This is a genomic window from Psychrobacter sp. T6-4 (assembly GCF_052258425.1).
GTDB lineage: Bacteria > Pseudomonadota > Gammaproteobacteria > Pseudomonadales > Moraxellaceae > Psychrobacter.
Map to the genome: position 1 here is coordinate 115,309 of NZ_JBQQEZ010000006.1, position 18,836 is coordinate 134,144.

The window sequence follows — 18,836 nt, forward strand, 5'->3', positions numbered from 1 at the left end:
CTGACGTCGCTGCTAAATCACTGGTGCGTTCTATGAGCGCTTCTAATTGATGTTATACTAGAGCGGTTGTCTGTCAGATCTAGATACTTTTAGTCTTGATCATTAGTAAGCGAAAAAGGATTTTTTTGCTTTGGTTTAAGCGGTGCTTTATATTTAAGCGGCAGCTGCTAAACATAAAATAATGACAGATATCTTAAGCGCCTATAACGCTAAATGTAGAAAAAGCCAATAATAGAGCTTTTATTATAGAAAACGCCAGCGTCTTATCGCTTATGAGTTCAATATTTGAACTTATATATTTAGCCCAATAATAATTTTGTATATATAAACATAAATAGGAACAATAACAATGTCAAAAGACACTGATAACCCCAACCCTTCAACCAATAATAGTCATAAGTCAGCGAATACAGTAACCTTTGCATTAGCACAAGCGCAGTTTTTGGTCGGTGATATCACCGCCAATGCTCAAAAAATGCGCACTTTAGCACTACAAGCCCGCGAGCAAGGTGCCGACGTCATTGTCTTTCCAGAGCTAGCATTATTAGGCTATCCGCCGCAGGACTTGTTACTACGTCCAAGCTTGTCTGGTCGCATCAAAAGCGCCTTATCCAGCCTAAGTGATATCGACGATATCGTCATGATCGTCGGCTACCCTCATGTCGATCATCACGGCACCTTTAACTCTGCTGCTATCTTGCATAATGGTCATCAAAAAGGCTTTTACCACAAACAAGTACTGCCCAATTATGGCGTTTTTGATGAGCGTCGTTACTTCGATAAAGGCCGCAATCAAGTTTTGTTTGATTACAAAGGTATCACTATCGGTCTGCTTATCTGCGAAGACTTGTGGGAAAAAGGCCCGATTGCCGATCTCAAAAAACAAGGCGCAGATCTTATCGTAAGCTTAAACGCCTCACCGTTTGAGATCAGCAAACAAGACCAGCGTAAAGATATGCTAGCTAAACGCAGCCGCGAGCATAATCTACCTATCGTCTATGTCAATGCCGTCGGCGGGCAAGATGACTTGGTATTTGATGGCGGCTCTGTTATTATGCAAGCCGATGGTAATATCGCTCATGAGGCCCCGCGCTTTATGAATCAGCTATTGCTCGCAACTTTAGATATCAAGAGCAACTCCTTTAATACCCAAAACAAAGCGCCGTTATCGCTAAGCCGCGAGTCTGAGATGTATCAGGCCCTAGTTGTCGGTCTGCGTGATTATGTCAATCTATCAGGATTCTCAGGTATCATCGTCGGTTTATCAGGCGGTATTGATTCGGCATTGACGCTTTGTATCGCGGTTGATGCTTTGGGCGCTGACAAGGTGTACGCGGTGATGATGCCGTACGAGTACACCTCGCAAATCAGCCTAGAGGATGCCCAAGCACAAGCGCGCCGCCTTAATGTGTCCTACACCGTCTGCCCTATCTTCGATGCGGTCGAAGGCATTCGCCATACGCTAGCGCCTTTATTCAACAAATCACCAGCTGATACGACCGAAGAGAACATCCAAGCCCGCGCGCGCGGCGTAGTACTCATGGCTTTGTCCAATAAATTTGGTCATTTGGTTATTACCACAGGCAATAAGTCTGAGCTGGCGGTAGGCTATTCCACCTTATATGGTGATATGGCAGGCGGCTTTGATGTGCTAAAAGACGTCTACAAAACGCAAGTGTACGATTTGGCAAATTATCGCAACCGCTTAGAGGATACGCCCGTTATTCCCGAGCGCGTGATTACTCGCCCGCCATCAGCTGAGCTGCGCCCTGATCAAAAAGATCAAGATAGCTTGCCTGATTATGACGTATTAGATGGTATCTTGACGATGTATATCGATGAGGATATGGGCTATCAAGACATTATCGATAAAGGCTATGATGCTGACGTCGCTGCCCGCGTGATTTCTCTGGTGGATCGTAGCGAATACAAACGCGCGCAGGCACCGCTTGGCACCAAAATCAGTCACAAAGCTTTTGGTCGTGAGCGCCGCTATCCTTTAGTCAATAAGTGGTCGATAAAAGGCTAACTTATAACGCTTTATTCTGGGGCGCGTTGAACAATCAAACACGCCCTAATACTTTATGATTAGCTGGGTGCTTACCCAGCTTTTTTAGTGGCTAATTTTAACGTCACACTTCACCTTGTTATCATCATTTTATTTGAGTCTCTCATGAGCTTGTTAAGCGCTAGTGTCTTTATTCTTTTACTTATTATATTAGCCGCGCTTGTTTCAAGCTCTGAGATGGCGATTGCCTCAGCACGCAAAATTAAGCTGCAAGTCATGGCAAAAGAGGGCGAGGTACGCGCGCTTGATGTGCTCAATATGCAAGAGCACTCTGGTAGCTTTATCACCGTGGTCCAAGTCGTGCTCAACGCTGTCGCCATTTTGGCTGGTGCTATTGGCGAGTCAGCGATCAGCTCTTATTTGCAAATACTATTGGGTCATGAAACCTTGGCGTCTATCGTATCATTTGTACTCGTCACTAGTATCTTTATCCTATTTGCAGACTTGATGCCAAGGCGTTTGGCGATGTCGAACTCTGAGCATATCGCTATCAGACTAGTTAGACCGATGATCTTTTTGATCTTTATTCTAAAGCCGCTGATTTGGGTATTTGATGGCGCGGCCAATTTAGTCTTTAAACTCATTGGCATCTCAACAGTACGCCGCGACGACATGACACCAGAGGATATCTACGCGGTCATGGATGCTGGTGCTGAGGCCGGCGTTCTCAAAAAACAAGAACACCATCTAATTGAGAACATTTTTGAGATGCAAGAGCGCACGGTAACCTCAGTGATGAATCCGCGCGAGCACATCGTCTACTTCAATAGCGATACCACAACTGAGCAAGCTGTCTCGGTCATGATAGAGCAGCCACACAATAAGTTTTTGGTCTGTCGCAATGATGATTTGGAACATATCATTGGCTACGTTGAATCGCGCACCTTTTTGGCCTCAGTGCTTGAGCAGCGCAAAGTGGAGTTAACTGACAAGGCATTGTTAAAACCGGCGCTCTTTATCCCAGATACGCTGTCACTGTTTGAGGTGTTAGAGACATTTAAGTCAAACGGCGCTGACTTTGCGGTTATTGTTAATGAGTATGCGATGGTTGTGGGCGTCATCACCTTAAAGGATGTGATGAGCATTGTGATGGGCGAGCTTGTGACGTTAGAGGAGCAGCTTATTGTACAACGTACCGAAAACTCTTGGCTGGTGGACGGTATGACGCCAATCGAGGATGTGATACGTGCTTTGGGTATCGTCAACCTGCCCTTTAGTCAAAATTATGAAACCATCAGCGGCTTTATGACCTATATGCTGCGCAAAATTCCAAAGAAGACAGATACTATCGAATACGCGCAGTATCGGTTTGAGATTCTGGCAACCGATAATCTTAAGATCAATCAGCTACTGGTTACCAAACTTGACGACAGCTGATAAGTGAGTTTAAAAGCCTTTTGAGCTAATCGCGTGCGCCAAAGATCGCTGTACCCACACGTACCATAGTCGAGCCGCTTGCAATCGCCTCCGCCATATCGCCACTCATCCCCATACTCAAAGTATCCCAAGCGATGAGCTCTGGATGCGCCTCCTTAATCTCATTAAATAATGTTTTAGTACGCTTAAAAGCATCGGTATCTGTTTTGGACGGGATAATCATCAGGCCGCGCAGACATAACTGCTCATAGTTCTTTATCGCGGTTACTAACTCTGGTAGCTCGCTTGGCAAACATCCTGACTTACTGTCTTCGTTATCAATATTTATCTGAATCAAAACGTTGAGTGCGCCCATATTCTCAGGGCGCTGCTCATTTAAGCGCTTGGCAATAATGTCACGCTCAAGCGTCTGTACCCAATCAAAATTTTCAGCGATATCTCGCGTCTTATTGCGCTGAATGCTACCAATATAATGCCAAACGATGTCACTCGTTTTGGACTCATTTTTTAGCACTTCTATTTTTTCAAGCGCCTCTTGCAAGTAATTTTCACCAAAATGGCGCTGTCCTTGCTCAGCTAAAGTGGCAATCATTGGCGCAGGCTTAGTCTTTGAGACCGCAAGTAAAGTGACGTTGTTCTTGTTTGCTAACTTGCAGGCACCTTTAACTTGCTCAAGCGTTTGTCCCCAGCGCTCAACCAAAGCTTCGCTATCAAAGCCGAGCTCTACAACATGCTCACTTTTATCATTGTAATTATTGCTCATAACTCTCTCATTTATTCGTTTGCGATGGTCAGTCTATTCTCTTTACCTATAATGGCATTATTTTTAAATTTTGTCTTAATATGGCATATATTTTGCTCTTAAATTAAATATTAGTTGAGTGGTTATGATATTGTTATCTCAACCACTTAACAATCAAATGCTTGTCAGCTTTGCATGGTTGGTCTTTACTGATGACTTTTAACGACTGGCTAGGTGCTACTGATTTGTCCTTACCGATAGGAATACCCAATTATGGCTGAAAAGAACACCTTGAATATTGAAGATTTATTGCGTTTTGCAGTCAAACACAATGCATCAGATTTACACATATCAGCTGGTATGCCCGCGATGATCCGCGTCGATGGTGAGATGACCCGTATCAATATGCCTGTGATGACGCATCAAGTGGTACATCAGCTCATCTACGACATTATGAACGATAAGCAGCGCGCTGATTTTGAGGAGTTTTTTGAGACCGACTTTTCTTTTGAGATTCCAGATTTAGCACGGTTTCGGGTCAACGCCTTTAATCAAAATCGCGGCGCAGGTGCCGTATTTCGTACTATTCCCTCCAAAGTATTGACGATGGAGGACTTAGGTATGGGTGAGGTGTTCAAGCGCGTCTCTGACTTTAAACGCGGCGTGGTCTTGGTGACAGGCCCTACGGGTTCAGGTAAATCAACGACCCTTGCCGCTATGATCGATTATATCAACGAGAGCCGCAAAGAGCATATTTTAACGATTGAGGATCCTATTGAGTTTGTACATGAGTCCAAAAAAAGCCTGATCAATCAGCGCGAAGTGCATAGAGATACTTTAGGCTTTGAGCCTGCGCTGCGCTCAGCACTACGTGAGGATCCTGATATTATTCTCGTCGGTGAGCTGCGAGACCTTGAGACCATACGCTTAGCGCTTACCGCTGCTGAAACGGGGCATTTAGTCTTTGGCACTTTGCACACAAGCTCTGCGGCCAAAACCATTGACCGCGTCATCGACGTCTTCCCTGCCGCCGAAAAAGACATGATTCGCGCGATGCTATCAGAGTCGCTACAAGCGGTTATCTCACAAACCCTGCTACGTCGTCAAACCGGCGGACGTATTGCCGCTCACGAGATTATGCTTGGCACGCCCGCTATTCGTAACTTGATTCGCGAAAACAAAATTGCACAGATGTACTCCTCTATTCAGACGGGAGCTGGCGACGGTATGATCACTTTAGATCAAACCCTCAAAAACCTAGTAGCGCAAGGCGTTATAAGTAAAGACGTTGCTCGTCCTTACGCCAAGCAACCAGAAGCATTTATTTAATACAACACATTTAAATCAGCATGACATGACAAGCTTAAGGACAAGGATAGATCACTATGGATTTTGATAAATTATTACAACTGATGGTCAAAAAAAACGGCTCTGACCTTTTTATCACCGCTGATGTTCCGCCTTCTATGAAAGTCAATGGTCAGATATTAGCGATTGGCAAAACGCCGCTTAGCGCTGAGCAATCTATGGCTTGGGTCAAAAGCGTGATGACACCCAGTCAAGTTAAAGAGTTTGAGACGACTAACGAGTGTCAGTTCGCCATTACCGATAAAGCGCAGCAGGCCCGTTTTCGGGTTAGTGCCTTTGTTCAGCGTGATATGGCAGGTATGATCCTGCGTAAGATCGAAAACAAGATTCCAACGGTTGAAGAGCTGTGTTTACCGCCCTCGCTAAAAGAGCTGGCGATGAAAAAACGCGGAATTATCCTATTGGTCGGTGCCACAGGAACGGGCAAATCCTCTACCTTAGCTGCCATGATCGGTCACCGTAATCAGCACTCTCATGGTCATATCATCACTATCGAAGACCCTATCGAGTTTATTCATGAGCACCGCGGCTGTATCATCACTCAGCGCGAGGTCGGTATCGATACCTTGTCCTTTGAAGCGGGCCTCAAAAACACCTTGCGTCAGGCGCCCGATGTTATCTTGATTGGTGAGATTCGTAATCCTGAGGTTATGAGCTACGCTATTCAATATGCCGAAACAGGTCATTTGGTATTTGCAACCTTACATGCCAATAACGCCAACCAAGCGATTGATCGTATCATTCACTTTTTTGAGTCCGAGCGCCACAGTCAACTGCTTATGGATCTCTCGCTAAACTTACAAGCCATCGTCGCCCAGCAACTGATACCGACCCCTGATGGTGAGGGCTGCCGCGCTGCGGTAGAGATTTTATTGAACTCAAAACTAATCAGTAGCTGTATTCGTAAAGGTGATATTCACGAGATTAAAGAAGTTATGACGCGCTCGCGTGACAGCAATATGCAAACCTTTGATCAGGCGCTACTTGATTTATACGAAGAAGGCGAAATCACTTACGAAGATGCGATTATGCATGCGGACTCCGCCAATGATCTGCGCCTAAAAATCAAACTCAGCGGCAAAAACCGCGGCGAAAAAGTTGATGAAGATTCTGACGGGCTATCACTGGTTATCAATTAGAGCCCTTTAATTTTAGTATCCTCTTCTTTGACATACCTACTCTTGTAGTGCTTATATAATTAACCCTCAAAAAAACAGCCCTCATCTTGAACGCTGTTTTTTACGTTATAATCAAAATTTATTTTAACGCCTATTATCTAGCATTGTCTTGGCACTCTTTATTATTGCAGATACCGTACAGCACTAGCGAGTGACCTGAGAGCTTAAAGCCATGCTCTTTGGCTACCTTGAGCTGCTCTTCTTCGATAATTTCATTATGAAACTCAATGATCTTACCGCAGCCATCACAGACCAAGTGGTCATGATGCTCTTCTTGGGTAATCTCAAACACTGATAGATTATTTTCAAAGTTATGCCGCTCAACGATGCCTGCTTGCTCAAACTGAGTCAACACGCGGTAAACGGTTGCAAGGCCTACATCTTCACCTTGTCCAATGAGTGCCTTGTATACCTCTTCTGCGCTCATATGATGCATCTCAGCGCTCTCAAGCAGCTCCAATATTTTGATACGAGGCAAGGTTACTTTTAGTCCCGCTTTACGTAGATCTTGATTAGTTAAAGACATAATATTCCTTTTAACGGTCAGATTTTAGCAACTGATTGGACGCCTTTATTCTTAATTTGGGCTTATTAAGTACCAAAGCGCAAGTCCCTGAATTTACGATAAAAACAGTTTATCATCTTAGAGTAGGTTTGGTAAATAATGTGGTAAATGGTAGGCAATAGGTTCTAAATGACGTATCATTTGTCCAAGATTGTCGGTAGTACTTATTGTTGATAGCAGTACTTATCATTGATAGTACTTATTGTCGATAATATATATTTTTGGCAGTACTTAACACTACCGCGCCTAATCCATTTTTTAATGAGTCATCTTATCATGATACAGTCATTGACCACTCGTTTGTTTTATCGTCCGCAAAGCCTGTTACGTAGAGCGGCTACTATTGGCATGTTGAGCGCAGCAGTTGCAATGTCTGGCTGCTCTTTGCTTAGTGTATACAAAATAGATTTGCCGCAAGGGACGCCTGTCACTCAAGTACAAGCGCAAAAGCTTAAAGTCGGTATGAACCAAAACCAGGTGCTCTATGTGTTGGGTAGCCCTGCCATCAGAGATACCCTAGCGCCTAACCGCTGGGACTACATCTATGATTACAAGGCGGGTACTGAGGGCGAGCGTAAGGGAATCGCTGATGTCAAAAACGCCAGTCAGCATCTGATTGTATACTTTGATGAGCGCGGTATTGTTACGCGTATTGAAGGTATAGAGACCCTTCCAGCATCATAATTCATAGTGTAACGTTGTCATTACTCTACGTTTAATGACGTGATTTGTTTTTGCGCTGAGACATTGGATCAGCGCTCAAACTACGATACACCTCGATACGATCAAAGGGCTGCAAGCGGTAATTAAGCGGCTGTTTTTGTGCATAGATACCCACATGCCAGCGCTTAGCCGTTGGCACTTTTATGTCTACAGCTTGCTCGCACCAAGACGCCAAAGAGGCAAATCTCGCCAGCCATCCTGCTTGCATGAGTGCCTCATACAGTGTTGTCCCCTCTTCAACCACAAGCGTTGTGTAGTGCTGGCGCTGCGGCTTTTCTGCATAAGCTAAGTACACCGTTATAGGATTAGCTATCAGCTCAGCCACTGCAATACCCACCCTATCAAAGCCAGCACCAGTGCTAAAGGGACGATGAGGCGTATCGCCACGCGCCATAGATTATAAAACCCTTCATTAGCAAAGTTAAGTGATTTGCGTAGATGACTGATCTTCATCTGCCAGCCTGCAAATATAGACAATAGCAAAACCGCTACCGTGCTAATGATAACCAGTAGCCCAACCAACCAACTTGCAGGTATTAGTACCACTAGCAATAGCCCTAAAACCAGAGTAACAATTAAACTAACCATCACACCAAACTTGTGACTTAACTGCCCAGCGGCGTAATGCAACAGGTAACTGGCCACAAAAATAACCCCAGTCCAATATAGTAATTGACCGATCGGCGGTAAGCTAAGCCCGCTTATAAACAAAGCTATCACGCCAACGACGAGCTGTAGTATCCATATCGGTAGTACCAGCTTACTTGCTCTATGACTCTTGGTCGCCCGATGAATCGCAGGGCGATTTGAGGCAGCGCTATTTGAAGCTGCCACCGCGCTCCCTATTTGCCGAGCCGCCAGATTTTGACCGAACCAATATAGGCCAGTACCTGCACCTACGCTGACCAGTGCTAACGCCACCGCGCGTCCCCATTCGCTCAAGCTAATACCTGTCATCGCAAACTCAATCTGCGGCAAACCATTAGCTACGCCAAGTATCAAGCCAAGTATCATAAGCCCAAGACCGATAGGTAATGGCGCTACCCCGAGTAAGCTCAATAGTACCGCTATCACCATCAAACCTGCGGCAATAGCAAAGCTTGGAATAGCAGGGTCACTATCGAGCGCCATCAGCCCTGTGATAATACCCTCAGCTGCTCCTGAAATGACCAGTGCAGCAATCACAATAGAGACGAGTGCAGCAAGCCAACCAAAGCTGCGCCAAAATGGACTGGCATCAGCTTCACGCGTTAGTTTTTGCATGCCTGCTATTGGCGCATCGATACTGCGATAAGCTAAGGCAATCTCAGCGTAGACCACAGGCAAGGATACTAATACCATAGCCAGTAGCCACAATAGCCAAAAGTCAATTTCACCAATAGCGCTAGGCGCAAACCAACGAAAGAGCAATAAGGGCAAAAGCGCGGCGATAAAGTAAGAAGCGTAGCGAATCATGATAATCTCAACCAAAATAGCAGATAAGAGTAGGTTTATAATGATAAAAAAACCCCGATAACGGGGCTTTATAATTTAACATAAAGATTTTAAAACTTGGGCACCAAAGATATTAGTGAACGGCGCTAATATAATCTGACAAGATACGAATATCACGATCGGATAATCTTGAAGCGACCGTTTGCATCATGCCTTTTTCGCCTTCTTTGGCCGCATCATTGTAACGCATCTGAGCATCACCATCGACCTCATCTTCACGGCCTGCAGCGCGGAATAGTTTGAGCTGCGTTGAGATGTATTCGGCATGCTGTCCGCCCAGACGTGGAAACGCCGCCCATGCGTTGCCAGCGGCATCAGGACCATGACAACCAGCACAGCCAATCACGTTACGTGATTTAGCGCCGCCTAGATATAGCTTAGTCGCCTCTTGGTGCGTTGCAGGATTGCCAAAGCCTACGCTCCACGGCGCTTGATTAGCATAGTATGCGGCAACGTTTGCCATATCTTGCTGCGATAAGTTAGCGACCTGTGATTGCATAATGCCATTAACGCGATAACCTGACTTAAAGTTGACGAGTTGCTTATAGAGGTATTTGACATTTTGACCGCCAAGGTTAGGCTGTGATGGGATCGGACTGACGCCATCGACACCATGACAGGCCGCGCATACGGTCTCAGCGATTTGTTTACCAGCATTAATGTCATGCTCAGGAACGATAATGGCACTGTGAGCGCTAAAACTTGCAACACATAAGCTGGCGGCAGCAATTAACTTTTTCATTGATAACAATCCTACTGGCTCGGCATAAGACTAATATGAGATAGTAAGTAACTTTTAGACATTCGGCGGATCAAACTGTACTTAATCGTTATCAGCGACAACTTTTATGTCGCAACATGGCTATGCTAAAGTCTTAGTTCTATACTATTTCAGATGACTTACTGATATCAGGGTTTATTTATAAATATTATAGCAAGACTTTGTAGTATTTGCCTACTTAATCCTAGCACCATATGGTTTTTGTGCCGATTGATTTTATGACAAATTATTGACTCTATAACAACGACGATCTTGCGCCACCTACTTCGCAGATTACATGACTTTTAAGTCGTGATAATATTATTTAGCCATATGTTCTATTAATTGCCTGTAATCCTCGTCGCTACAGGTCTCGCACAATCCGCCAGCTGGCATCTGAATCATGCCGTTCTTTACCGAATCAATCAGAGCGGGCATACCCTTTTGCTGTATGAGTTTTTGCCATTTAGCACTATCGCCTTTTTTGATAGCTCTTAGGGCGCCACTATCATGACACGCCGCGCACGAGTCGTTGTAGATAGCCTCTACATCAGCAGCTTGAACCGTTGTTGCTGCGCTCAAACTAAGTATGACGATAGCACTACTACCTATGAACACGCGTTTGAGTCGGGTTAGTGATTTGATTAAAAGTGTGGTGAATGCATACATGGAACACCTCCTTTATTGCTCTATAATCTCTCAACTATCATTGTAACCATATATGTCGACTTTAAGTAGGTTTATCAAGTTTGGCTTTGGTAAATCTCAAATGGACTTATTACCCTACCCAAAATAATTTTGAAGGCATTATCTAGTTTAATGTTATGCTGCACTTATAATTTATCTGGTGTTTAAACTCAGATAACCCAAATTTTATTTTTAGAGTAACGAGTCACTTATGAGTACCCCGTTCAACGATGTCGCTGCCGAAAATGCAGCATTCAATACCAAATCTCGCCAGCGTATTCAGCAAACTGAGTTTATGACCTCAGCGCCTACCTTTCGTCTTTGCCCTCCTGATGAGGGCTTTGAAGTGGCTTTTGCTGGGCGCTCAAACGCCGGTAAATCATCAGCGATCAATGCCTTGACCAATCAGCGGCAGCTGGCACGCTCGTCTAAAACACCTGGACGCACGCAGATGATTAATTTTTTTAGTATTGGTGATACGCATACCCGTCTGGTTGATTTGCCAGGCTATGGCTATGCTGCGGTGCCGCTTGAGATGAAAAAAGAGTGGCAAGTAGAGCTTGAGGAGTACTTAGTATCGCGCTCTAGTTTGGCAGGCTTGGTGTTGATGAGTGATATTCGCCACCCGCTCAAGTTCTTTGATGAGCAGATGCTGCACTGGGCCAAAGACGGCGAGTTGCCAGTACACATTTTACTCACTAAGGCGGATAAATTTAAATACGGCGCTTCTAAAAACGCCTTACTCAATACTCGCAAAAGGCTAAAAGAGCTGGGGCTTGATTGTACTATTCAGCTGTTCTCCGCCCTTAGAAAAGAAGGCCTTGATGAATTAGCAGGGGTAATGGGACACTGGTATGAGTACAAGCTAGGCAAGAATAATGTCCTTGAATACCCTACCAAAGCTGATGATACAGCGCTCTTGGATAGTGGAGGCACGATTGAACAACAGCCAGATACCAAGTAAAACTATGTGCCAAGTAAAACTATATGCCAAGTAAAACTATAGTTCATCATGTAGATAATAAAAAGGGGTTATCGCTATTAACGATAACCCCTTTTTTGGTTAAGATTTTTTAGTTGATAAGGTTATCCGTATAAAAGCGCAACCAATGCCTGCGGTGAGTCAACTTGATAGGTTGGATTTTGCTCAGCAAGAGTGTCGCTGGATGCGGCACCGTAGTTGACCGCAATACTCATCATGCCAAGCGCATTAGCCATTTGGATATCATGGATACTATCACCGATAAACACCGCATCAGCTACCTGCTGCTGGGTATGCATCAAAATATCGTTAAGCATTTGTGGATCAGGTTTAGATCCTGACTCGTCCGCGCCGCGCGTAATCGCAAAGTAGTGCTGACTGTTTGACGCATTTAGCACCCTATCAAGCCCTTGACGTTTTTTGCCTGTTGCTACAGCAAGCGTTTTGCCGCGCTGGCACAATGTTTTTAGCATAGCCTCTATAGGCGCAAAGAGCGGCGTTTTATGGCTGTTGGCGATATAGTACTCAGCGTAACGGTGCTCAATAGATTGTTTTTGCGTATCAGTTGCTTGCGGGTATAAGATTTCAATACCCTTAGTTAAGCTTAAACCGATGATATCCTTTACAGCGTCATCTGTGGTATCAAATCCGTGCGCCTCTCCTGCAACATGCATAGAGGTAACGATAAGCCCTATTGAGTCCATCAAAGTGCCATCCCAATCAAAGATTATCAAAGATTTGTCTGAGGGGTGATTGGCTACTGATAGCGGTGCAGTCTGCGTTGTAGCGTTATTCATAACTACCCTTTATAGCCTATAAAAATGGCTTGTCCGTATAGTGAGCAAGCCATTATTGATTTTGGTGTGAGTCGTCTTGCTCGCCTGATTATTGTGGTAATGTCTGGTTATCAGGTACCAAAGCAAGCATCTCTTCAGGAAGCGGCGCAGTGATAGTTTTATAGCCTGGAATGTCCAAGCGCCAAGCATGCAAGCACAGACGGTGTACGCCTGATTTGTCATGGACGTTGTATTTATCATCGCCCAAGATCGCATGACCGATATGCGCTAGGTGCACACGGATCTGGTGCGTGCGTCCAGTCAGCGGCTTAGCTTCTATTAAGCTTACTGGCTGATTGTTCAGGGTAAAGCGCGCGTGAACGTTGATGTCCGTTTGACTTTCTTTGGCTAGCTCATCTTGCGCGTCGACCTTGACGCGGCGCTCGCCACTTGCCACCGTATAGCGCAGCAATGGCGCATCAATACGCTGCTCACTCATCGCAGGCTGACCTTTTGCTAGGCACAAATAATGCTTTTGAATGGTTTTGTCCACCAAATGCTGCTGCAAGGTTTTAAGCGTTGAGCGTTTTTTGGAAATCATCAGCAGACCTGAGGTATCTTTGTCGATACGATGGATCAGCTCTAAATATTTTTTGCCCGTAACCTCGCGCATGGCCTCAATAACGCCAAAGTTGAGTCCGCTACCGCCGTGAACTGCAATGCCTGAGGGCTTGTTCAGTACAATCAGACCCTCATCTTCATACACCACACGTGCCAGCAAGCTATTGGCAAATTCGGTACTGATAATAGGCTTCTCGCGGGTCGCGAGCTGTACAGGAGCGATACGTACCACGTCCTCACGCTGTAATCTATCATGCGCCTTGCAGCGCTTGTTATTGACACGAATCTCATCGGAGCGAATCATTTTATAGATATGCGATTTGGGTAGACCTTTGAGACGGTTTAACAAAAAATTATCCAAACGCTGATCGTGCTGATGACGCGTCACCTCAAGATAATTTACTTTTTCAAAGTTGCCAATCTCATCATCTGCGCTTTGCGGGCGAGTTTTGCTATTGAAGATAGCAGGGGCTTTATGAAGGGTGTCGTTGTCTGTCATTACTTGATTTGTCATTTTTAGTTAGGTGTTTACACAAAGATTTGTTATAGTTTAGCATGTTGAGCGCTAATTACGGTAACGTTACGCGTCTCATCCGCTTTTAAAAGACAACCGTGACACCCTTTTTTTACTTAACGCGCGCATAACGACACTTTGATATATTTTATGGCCTTACAAGCCTTTGATATTTGATCAATTAAGCGGCGCAGTTGAGCAAGTTTAAGCAGATAAGCGATTACCCTTTAGCTGCCTACGTATTGGCGGTCAAACATATTTGATAGTAGATAGTGACAACCCTCCTATCCCAAGCTTAGTTTTAAACCCAAGCTTAGTCTCAAAGACTTTTATTTTGTTTGCCAAGTACGCCCCGCTGATAATAGCAAAGCTATAGAGAGTCGCCCAACTGCCTTTGATGGATATTTTATTCGTAAGAATAATAGATAACCCTATAGAAGTTAACGCTGAGTCTCAAATATTTACGACCCTTAGCGCGACAGAACAACTAAAACTATTGATTTTTATTACTGGTACTTCCTGATAACTCCTTTAACAGCACTACTTAATGATCCTTAGTATTAAAAGTATCAAGTAGCGCTATTATGTTTTATTACCGACATATTGATTGACAACCAGTATGTACTGCATTTGCTAACAACACATGCAAAAAATTATCAGCTGTTATGCCCAACTGATTATAGCGCTCAAATGAGCGAGATATTTATAGCCCCTACAGGCGGTATAACAGACAGACAAATTATAGACTCACACTTTATAATCTCTGTATAAAGCGCCAATCAATAACGTTGTGCTCCGCTTAGGTCTGCATTTTAAGACCAGCGTAATTACCCAATAGGTTTTACTGCTCTACAATCTAACGTCTATCATCGCGATAATTAATCGCACTTGCCACTGAGCTTATCTGTATATTGTCGTTACTGTGCGTCCTCATAGGATATAAATATGAAACGCATTTTAATCAACGCCACTCAAAACGAAGAGATTCGTGTTGCCCTATGTAAAGGCAATCATCTGTATGATTTTGATCTAGAAAACCGTACCCGCGAACAAAAAAAATCTAACATCTATAAAGGTCATGTGACTCGCGTTGAGCCGTCACTAGAAGCTGTGTTTGTCGAATACGGCTCACAGCGTCAAGGATTTTTGCCGATTCGTGAAATCTCAAGCGAGTATTTAAGCGGTAATCCACGTGATGAAAACATCAAAAAACTCATCAAAGAAGGCGATGAGCTGATCGTACAAGTGGAAAAAGAAGAGCGCGGTAATAAAGGCGCTGCGCTATCGACTTACGTATCACTTGCTGGTCGCTACTTGGTACTGATGCCGAACAATCCACGTGGCGGCGGTATCTCTCGTCAAATCTCAGGAAAGCTTCGTGAAGATATGAAGCGTATGCTCAGCAATCTTGATTTGCCAAAAGGCATGAGCGTTATTATACGCACGGCAGGTATCGGCAAGACGCAAGAAGATCTGCAACATGATTTGAACCATCTGCTCAATATCTGGCAAGCCATTCAAGAACAAAATCAGAAGTATCCCTCCCCGCGCTTGGTACATCAAGAAGCAGGCGTCGTCACGCGTGCGGTGCGTGATTATCTGCGTGATGATATCACTGAGATTTGGATCGATAACGAAAACGCTTACATTGAAGCGGCGGGTTTTATTGATGCGGTTATGCCTAAACAGGCGGAGAAACTGCGCAAATATACCGATTATGAGCCGATGTTCTCACGCTTTAATATCGAAAAACAAATTGAAACCGCCTATCAGCGCGAAGTACGTCTGCCCTCTGGTGGCTCTATTGTTATCGATCAAACCGAAGCTTTGGTCTCTATCGATATCAACTCAGCTAAGTCGACCAAAGGTGCTGATGTCTCTGAAACCGCTTTTCATACCAACCTAGAAGCCGCTGATGAGATTGCTCGTCAATTGCGCCTGCGCGATATGGGTGGCCTTATTGTCATTGATTTTATCGATATGAATGACAACAAGAACCAAAAAGAGGTCGAAAAACGTCTGATTGATGCGACCAAATACGATCGCGCCCGTGTTCAGTTTGGGGAGATCTCCAAGTTCGGTTTGATGGAGATGAGCCGCCAGCGCTTGCGCCCCTCGCTAGAGGAATCAACAGGTTATATCTGCCCGCGCTGTCATGGCAATGGTATGATTCGTGACTTGCGTTCATTATCGCTCTCTATTATGCGCCAAATTGAGCAAATCGCCCTAAAAGAGCGTCAAGGCGAAGTACAAGCTGAAGTGCCAACAGATATCGCCGCCTTTTTGCTCAACGAGAAGCGCGATAGCTTAGTCTATCTTGAGCAAGATAGCGGTACGCGCATTACGATTTTGCCGCATGCCCACCTTGAGTCGCCAAACTTTAAATTGCACTTTAACCGCGACGGTTTTGCGCCCTCAAGCTATGAGCGCATCACTGATACGCAGCAGCAAGAGCACAATGATTTGGGCTACGATGTTGATTGGCAGACCGCTGATTCAGCGCGTCCAGAGCAGCAGCCTACTCGCCAGCCGCGAGCATCATCAAGCGCTTCAAGTGCGCAAAAGCCAACCACGCCGACTAATGAGCAAGTACGCCAACCCTCAGGTGGATCAGCAAATCAGCGCATCAATAATCAAAGTGCGACTCAAGATAGCGCCGCCCAGCGTAGCAATGATCATCGCGGCAAAAGCAACCACACGCCAGTAGCAAACCATCAAGCTAGTGCTCAAGTAGCGCCAACTGAACAAGCAAGCAATGTCGCCGTAGCCGCCCAGCCGCAAGCCGTTGCTTGGTTATCAAACCTGTTCTCACAAGCGCCGCAAGCACAGACTACGCGTAGTGTCAGTAGCCGCGATGCAGCCGAAGCGATCGAAGCCATCGTTAACACAGGCGCGCAAAGTCGGGGCGCTTTTGGTCAAGTTGACAACGAGGCTCTAAATAGCAAAGAGGCGCCTGAATCTCAGACTGATAATAATCATAAATCTCAGCAAGCGCGTCGCTCTGACAGTGACCGCGATGATGAGAGCAGTGATGATAGACGCCGCCGCAAAACGCGCAAGTCAAGATCATCAAAACCACGCCAAAGAAAAGACTCGCGTGATGACACAAGCGATAATGACAGTAACAGCAATCAAGCTGACAGCGCTCATGACGACAATACTCAAACCAAGCGTCAAGACAATCGTCGTGGCAGCAATCGCAACAGCCGTCAAAGCGCTAGCACTCGTCAAAACCAAAACGAGCGCTCAAATGCAGAACAAAAAGAGGATAACTCTGATGAGCAAACGCGCAGCAAACGCAAGTCGCACAGCCAGCGCGGCTCACGTGGTAATCTTGAACGCGGTGAAACGCTAAGCGCTGACGCGGCCCAGCAAACTCAAAGATCTGAGAGTAAAACATCTGGTCAGGCGCGCAGTAAAAGTGACCATCAAGACCCAAATGAGGTAACTTTGCAGATCAATGAGTCACCTGTTAAGTTAAAGACGCCAGAGGTCGTTCATTTATCCTTAGATGATAGTAAGTCAAAGACGACAGAGGAATCGACTACAGCTAAAGAAGCTGATGATAGCCAAGTCAAAGAAAAAGCGGCTATCGATGAGGTGAATCGCGAGGATACGACGCACGATCACAAGTCTGATAACAAGGTTGCTGATGATGCTGAGAGTCAGTCAGTACAGGTAAGCTTGGCGCAACAAGAGCAGACAACGAGCGAGCAGGCAGACAAGCGCGCTGATAATAAGTCGGATGCAAACGCTCAAGAGGCTAAAGAGTTAGCATCTAAAGCGGCACCTACAGAGGCAGCACCCAAAGCAGTTCAAACGCTAGAGACGTCTGCCCCAACAAAAGCGTCAAAGACGTCCGATAATGCTACTAAAGAAGACAAAACCAGTAGCACGCTTGATTTTGATCGTGAGAATCTTTTTGCCGCGCGTTATGTTACGGCCAATAAGTTCGGTCAAGCCGGCAACGATCCGCGCGTTGTACGTCGCCTGCAAGCAAAGTCTGCAAAACCAGCAGACATGCAAGTCACAGAGGTCTCTGCTGCTACGCCAACTATCAGCGGTACGGTTGGTCGATTTATTCATGCGCTCCTACCAAAAGCTGAGTCGCGTTTAGCTGAAGATGGCGTCATCCACTGCTTTATTGAAGCGATTGCGATACATAAAGCCAAAGCACAGCCCGTAACTGACAAGCAAAGTGCTGAACAACAAAGTGCTGAACAACAAAGTGCTGATAGCAAGTCTGAAGCTATTGATGCTGACTTTGACTTTAGCAATTATGGTTATGAGCCTTTGAGCGCTGACTACTTAGCGCGTTTTGAGGCGATGACTCAGGCTGTCAGTCAATTTGCAGCAGCCCAAGGCAAGACGAAAGCAACGCCTAAAGCTATCGGTAAACGTGCCAGTAATGATCCACGCGGTCAGCACCCTGATTACCAGGCAGATATCACTACTGATAGCGAGTCATCAAACTCAGTGGAAGCTGAGCGGACTGAAGCTGAGAAAAATGTGGAGGCAGATGAGGTTGCGGCGAGTGCGCTTAGTAGTCAAGAACAGGCAGACGACGTGACTTTAGATAGCGAGCAGGCACTACTAGCAGATGCAGATCAGAGTGAGACTGATGAGGCGCAAGACGCAGCCGATTCTAGTGACGCGGCTGACATTGTCGATGACGCGCAAGCGAGTAAATCAAAGACAACCATCGCCAGCTACAAAAACATGATTGAAAACGTAGCAGAGCAATTATTGCCGCAAACGGGCATGTTTAATCTGACGACGCCAAAGGTGCCAAAGGCACGCACGCGTAAGCCAAAAACAGAGCATAAGAAGCCAACGCAGGCAGAACAAGCGGACGCTAACGGCTCAAATGAGGAGCGCTCAGATGACAACGATAGCACAAGCTAATCGTTAACTGACAAAACCAAGCCCCAAAGCTCATATGAGTTTTGGGGCTTTTTTGTGCTCTATAGAAATAAAAAAA

15 protein-coding genes are annotated in these 18,836 nt (G+C 45.4%); 7 read left to right on the forward strand and 8 right to left on the reverse strand.

Translation table 11 applies throughout. The annotated features are described in order from the left end of the window. Positions 1 to 349 precede the first annotated feature (349 nt). A complete protein-coding gene (locus ACTXGE_RS05965) occupies positions 350 to 2,029 on the forward strand; it encodes an NAD+ synthase (protein ID WP_317200751.1) in 1,680 nt (559 codons plus the stop codon). Positions 2,030 to 2,173: 144 nt separating this feature from the next. Beyond that, the gene (gene paeA / locus ACTXGE_RS05970) at positions 2,174 to 3,445 is read left to right on the forward strand and encodes a polyamine export protein PaeA (protein WP_443542417.1); all 1,272 of its coding nucleotides are present in this window, start codon (positions 2,174 to 2,176) and stop codon (positions 3,443 to 3,445) included. Positions 3,446 to 3,470: 25 nt separating this feature from the next. Here paeA and ACTXGE_RS05975 read toward each other — a convergent pair whose 3' ends face one another. After that, positions 3,471 to 4,208, reverse strand: a complete 738-nt coding sequence (locus ACTXGE_RS05975; protein ID WP_435950193.1) for a YggS family pyridoxal phosphate-dependent enzyme — start codon at positions 4,206 to 4,208, stop codon at positions 3,471 to 3,473. Positions 4,209 to 4,478: 270 nt separating this feature from the next. On the opposite strand from ACTXGE_RS05975, the gene ACTXGE_RS05980 reads away from it, so the two are divergent. Together ACTXGE_RS05980 and ACTXGE_RS05985 are read left to right on the forward strand one after the other, a co-directional pair. Then, the gene (locus ACTXGE_RS05980; protein ID WP_443542517.1) at positions 4,479 to 5,516 is read left to right on the forward strand and encodes a type IV pilus twitching motility protein PilT; all 1,038 of its coding nucleotides are present in this window, start codon (positions 4,479 to 4,481) and stop codon (positions 5,514 to 5,516) included. Between the two features lie 56 nt (positions 5,517 to 5,572). Then, positions 5,573 to 6,694, forward strand: a complete 1,122-nt coding sequence (locus ACTXGE_RS05985) for a PilT/PilU family type 4a pilus ATPase (protein WP_317200748.1) — start codon at positions 5,573 to 5,575, stop codon at positions 6,692 to 6,694. 133 nt (positions 6,695 to 6,827) lie between these two features. Here the strand turns inward: ACTXGE_RS05985 and fur are convergent, their stop codons facing one another. Further along, positions 6,828 to 7,259, reverse strand: coding sequence for a ferric iron uptake transcriptional regulator (fur, locus tag ACTXGE_RS05990; RefSeq protein WP_317200747.1), 432 nt, complete (start codon positions 7,257 to 7,259; stop codon positions 6,828 to 6,830). Between the two features lie 300 nt (positions 7,260 to 7,559). Here fur and ACTXGE_RS05995 point away from each other — a divergent pair, with 300 nt between their 5' ends. Then, positions 7,560 to 7,982, forward strand: a complete 423-nt coding sequence (locus tag ACTXGE_RS05995) for an outer membrane protein assembly factor BamE (RefSeq protein WP_317200746.1) — start codon at positions 7,560 to 7,562, stop codon at positions 7,980 to 7,982. A gap of 31 nt (positions 7,983 to 8,013) precedes the next feature. Here ACTXGE_RS05995 and ACTXGE_RS06000 read toward each other — a convergent pair whose 3' ends face one another. The 4 genes from ACTXGE_RS06000 to ACTXGE_RS06015 form a co-directional block, all read right to left on the reverse strand. Continuing rightward, a complete protein-coding gene (locus ACTXGE_RS06000) occupies positions 8,014 to 8,415 on the reverse strand; it encodes an RnfH family protein (RefSeq protein WP_443542414.1) in 402 nt (133 codons plus the stop codon). Beyond that, complete coding sequence (locus tag ACTXGE_RS06005) at positions 8,334 to 9,479, reverse strand: hypothetical protein (RefSeq protein WP_443542515.1); 1,146 nt, start codon at positions 9,477 to 9,479, stop codon at positions 8,334 to 8,336. Before ACTXGE_RS06005 ends, ACTXGE_RS06000 begins: the two co-directional genes overlap by 82 nt. A 109-nt stretch (positions 9,480 to 9,588) precedes the next feature. Further along, complete coding sequence (locus tag ACTXGE_RS06010) at positions 9,589 to 10,257, reverse strand: c-type cytochrome (protein ID WP_317200743.1); 669 nt, start codon at positions 10,255 to 10,257, stop codon at positions 9,589 to 9,591. Positions 10,258 to 10,596: 339 nt separating this feature from the next. Next, complete coding sequence (locus ACTXGE_RS06015; protein ID WP_435950190.1) at positions 10,597 to 10,944, reverse strand: c-type cytochrome; 348 nt, start codon at positions 10,942 to 10,944, stop codon at positions 10,597 to 10,599. Between the two features lie 229 nt (positions 10,945 to 11,173). Between ACTXGE_RS06015 and yihA the strand changes: the two genes are divergently transcribed. Next, positions 11,174 to 11,926: a ribosome biogenesis GTP-binding protein YihA/YsxC gene (yihA, locus tag ACTXGE_RS06020; RefSeq protein ID WP_443542412.1), complete on the forward strand. Its 753-nt coding sequence runs from the start codon at positions 11,174 to 11,176 to the stop codon at positions 11,924 to 11,926. A gap of 122 nt (positions 11,927 to 12,048) precedes the next feature. On the opposite strand, the gene ACTXGE_RS06025 is transcribed toward yihA, so the two are convergent. Together ACTXGE_RS06025 and ACTXGE_RS06030 are read right to left on the reverse strand one after the other, a co-directional pair. Beyond that, the gene (locus tag ACTXGE_RS06025; RefSeq protein WP_435950188.1) at positions 12,049 to 12,741 is read right to left on the reverse strand and encodes an HAD family hydrolase; all 693 of its coding nucleotides are present in this window, start codon (positions 12,739 to 12,741) and stop codon (positions 12,049 to 12,051) included. A gap of 88 nt (positions 12,742 to 12,829) precedes the next feature. After that, positions 12,830 to 13,840: an RluA family pseudouridine synthase gene (locus tag ACTXGE_RS06030; RefSeq protein ID WP_443560288.1), complete on the reverse strand. Its 1,011-nt coding sequence runs from the start codon at positions 13,838 to 13,840 to the stop codon at positions 12,830 to 12,832. Between the two features lie 960 nt (positions 13,841 to 14,800). On the opposite strand from ACTXGE_RS06030, the gene ACTXGE_RS06035 reads away from it, so the two are divergent. Further along, positions 14,801 to 18,760 carry an Rne/Rng family ribonuclease gene (locus ACTXGE_RS06035; protein ID WP_443542410.1) on the forward strand — a complete coding sequence of 1,320 codons (3,960 nt, stop codon included), beginning with the start codon at positions 14,801 to 14,803 and terminating at the stop codon, positions 18,758 to 18,760. Positions 18,761 to 18,836 lie beyond the last annotated feature (76 nt).

Bases quoted from the DNA above. Each gene is read 5' to 3' on its own strand.
- ACTXGE_RS06035 (WP_443542410.1), top strand. From the start codon at position 14,801: ATGAAACGCATTTTAATCAACGCCACTCAAAACGAAGAGATTCGTGTT.
- ACTXGE_RS05985 (WP_317200748.1), top strand. From the start codon at position 5,573: ATGGATTTTGATAAATTATTACAACTGATGGTCAAAAAAAACGGCTCT.
- ACTXGE_RS06000 (WP_443542414.1), bottom strand. From the start codon at position 8,415: ATGGCGCGTGGCGATACGCCTCATCGTCCCTTTAGCACTGGTGCTGGC.
- ACTXGE_RS05995 (WP_317200746.1), top strand. From the start codon at position 7,560: ATGAGTCATCTTATCATGATACAGTCATTGACCACTCGTTTGTTTTAT.
- paeA (WP_443542417.1), top strand. From the start codon at position 2,174: ATGAGCTTGTTAAGCGCTAGTGTCTTTATTCTTTTACTTATTATATTA.
- yihA (WP_443542412.1), top strand. From the start codon at position 11,174: ATGAGTACCCCGTTCAACGATGTCGCTGCCGAAAATGCAGCATTCAAT.
- ACTXGE_RS06025 (WP_435950188.1), bottom strand. From the start codon at position 12,741: ATGAATAACGCTACAACGCAGACTGCACCGCTATCAGTAGCCAATCAC.
- ACTXGE_RS06010 (WP_317200743.1), bottom strand. From the start codon at position 10,257: ATGAAAAAGTTAATTGCTGCCGCCAGCTTATGTGTTGCAAGTTTTAGC.
- ACTXGE_RS06030 (WP_443560288.1), bottom strand. From the start codon at position 13,840: ATGACAGACAACGACACCCTTCATAAAGCCCCTGCTATCTTCAATAGC.
- ACTXGE_RS05975 (WP_435950193.1), bottom strand. From the start codon at position 4,208: ATGAGCAATAATTACAATGATAAAAGTGAGCATGTTGTAGAGCTCGGC.
- ACTXGE_RS06015 (WP_435950190.1), bottom strand. From the start codon at position 10,944: ATGTATGCATTCACCACACTTTTAATCAAATCACTAACCCGACTCAAA.
- fur (WP_317200747.1), bottom strand. From the start codon at position 7,259: ATGTCTTTAACTAATCAAGATCTACGTAAAGCGGGACTAAAAGTAACC.
- ACTXGE_RS05965 (WP_317200751.1), top strand. From the start codon at position 350: ATGTCAAAAGACACTGATAACCCCAACCCTTCAACCAATAATAGTCAT.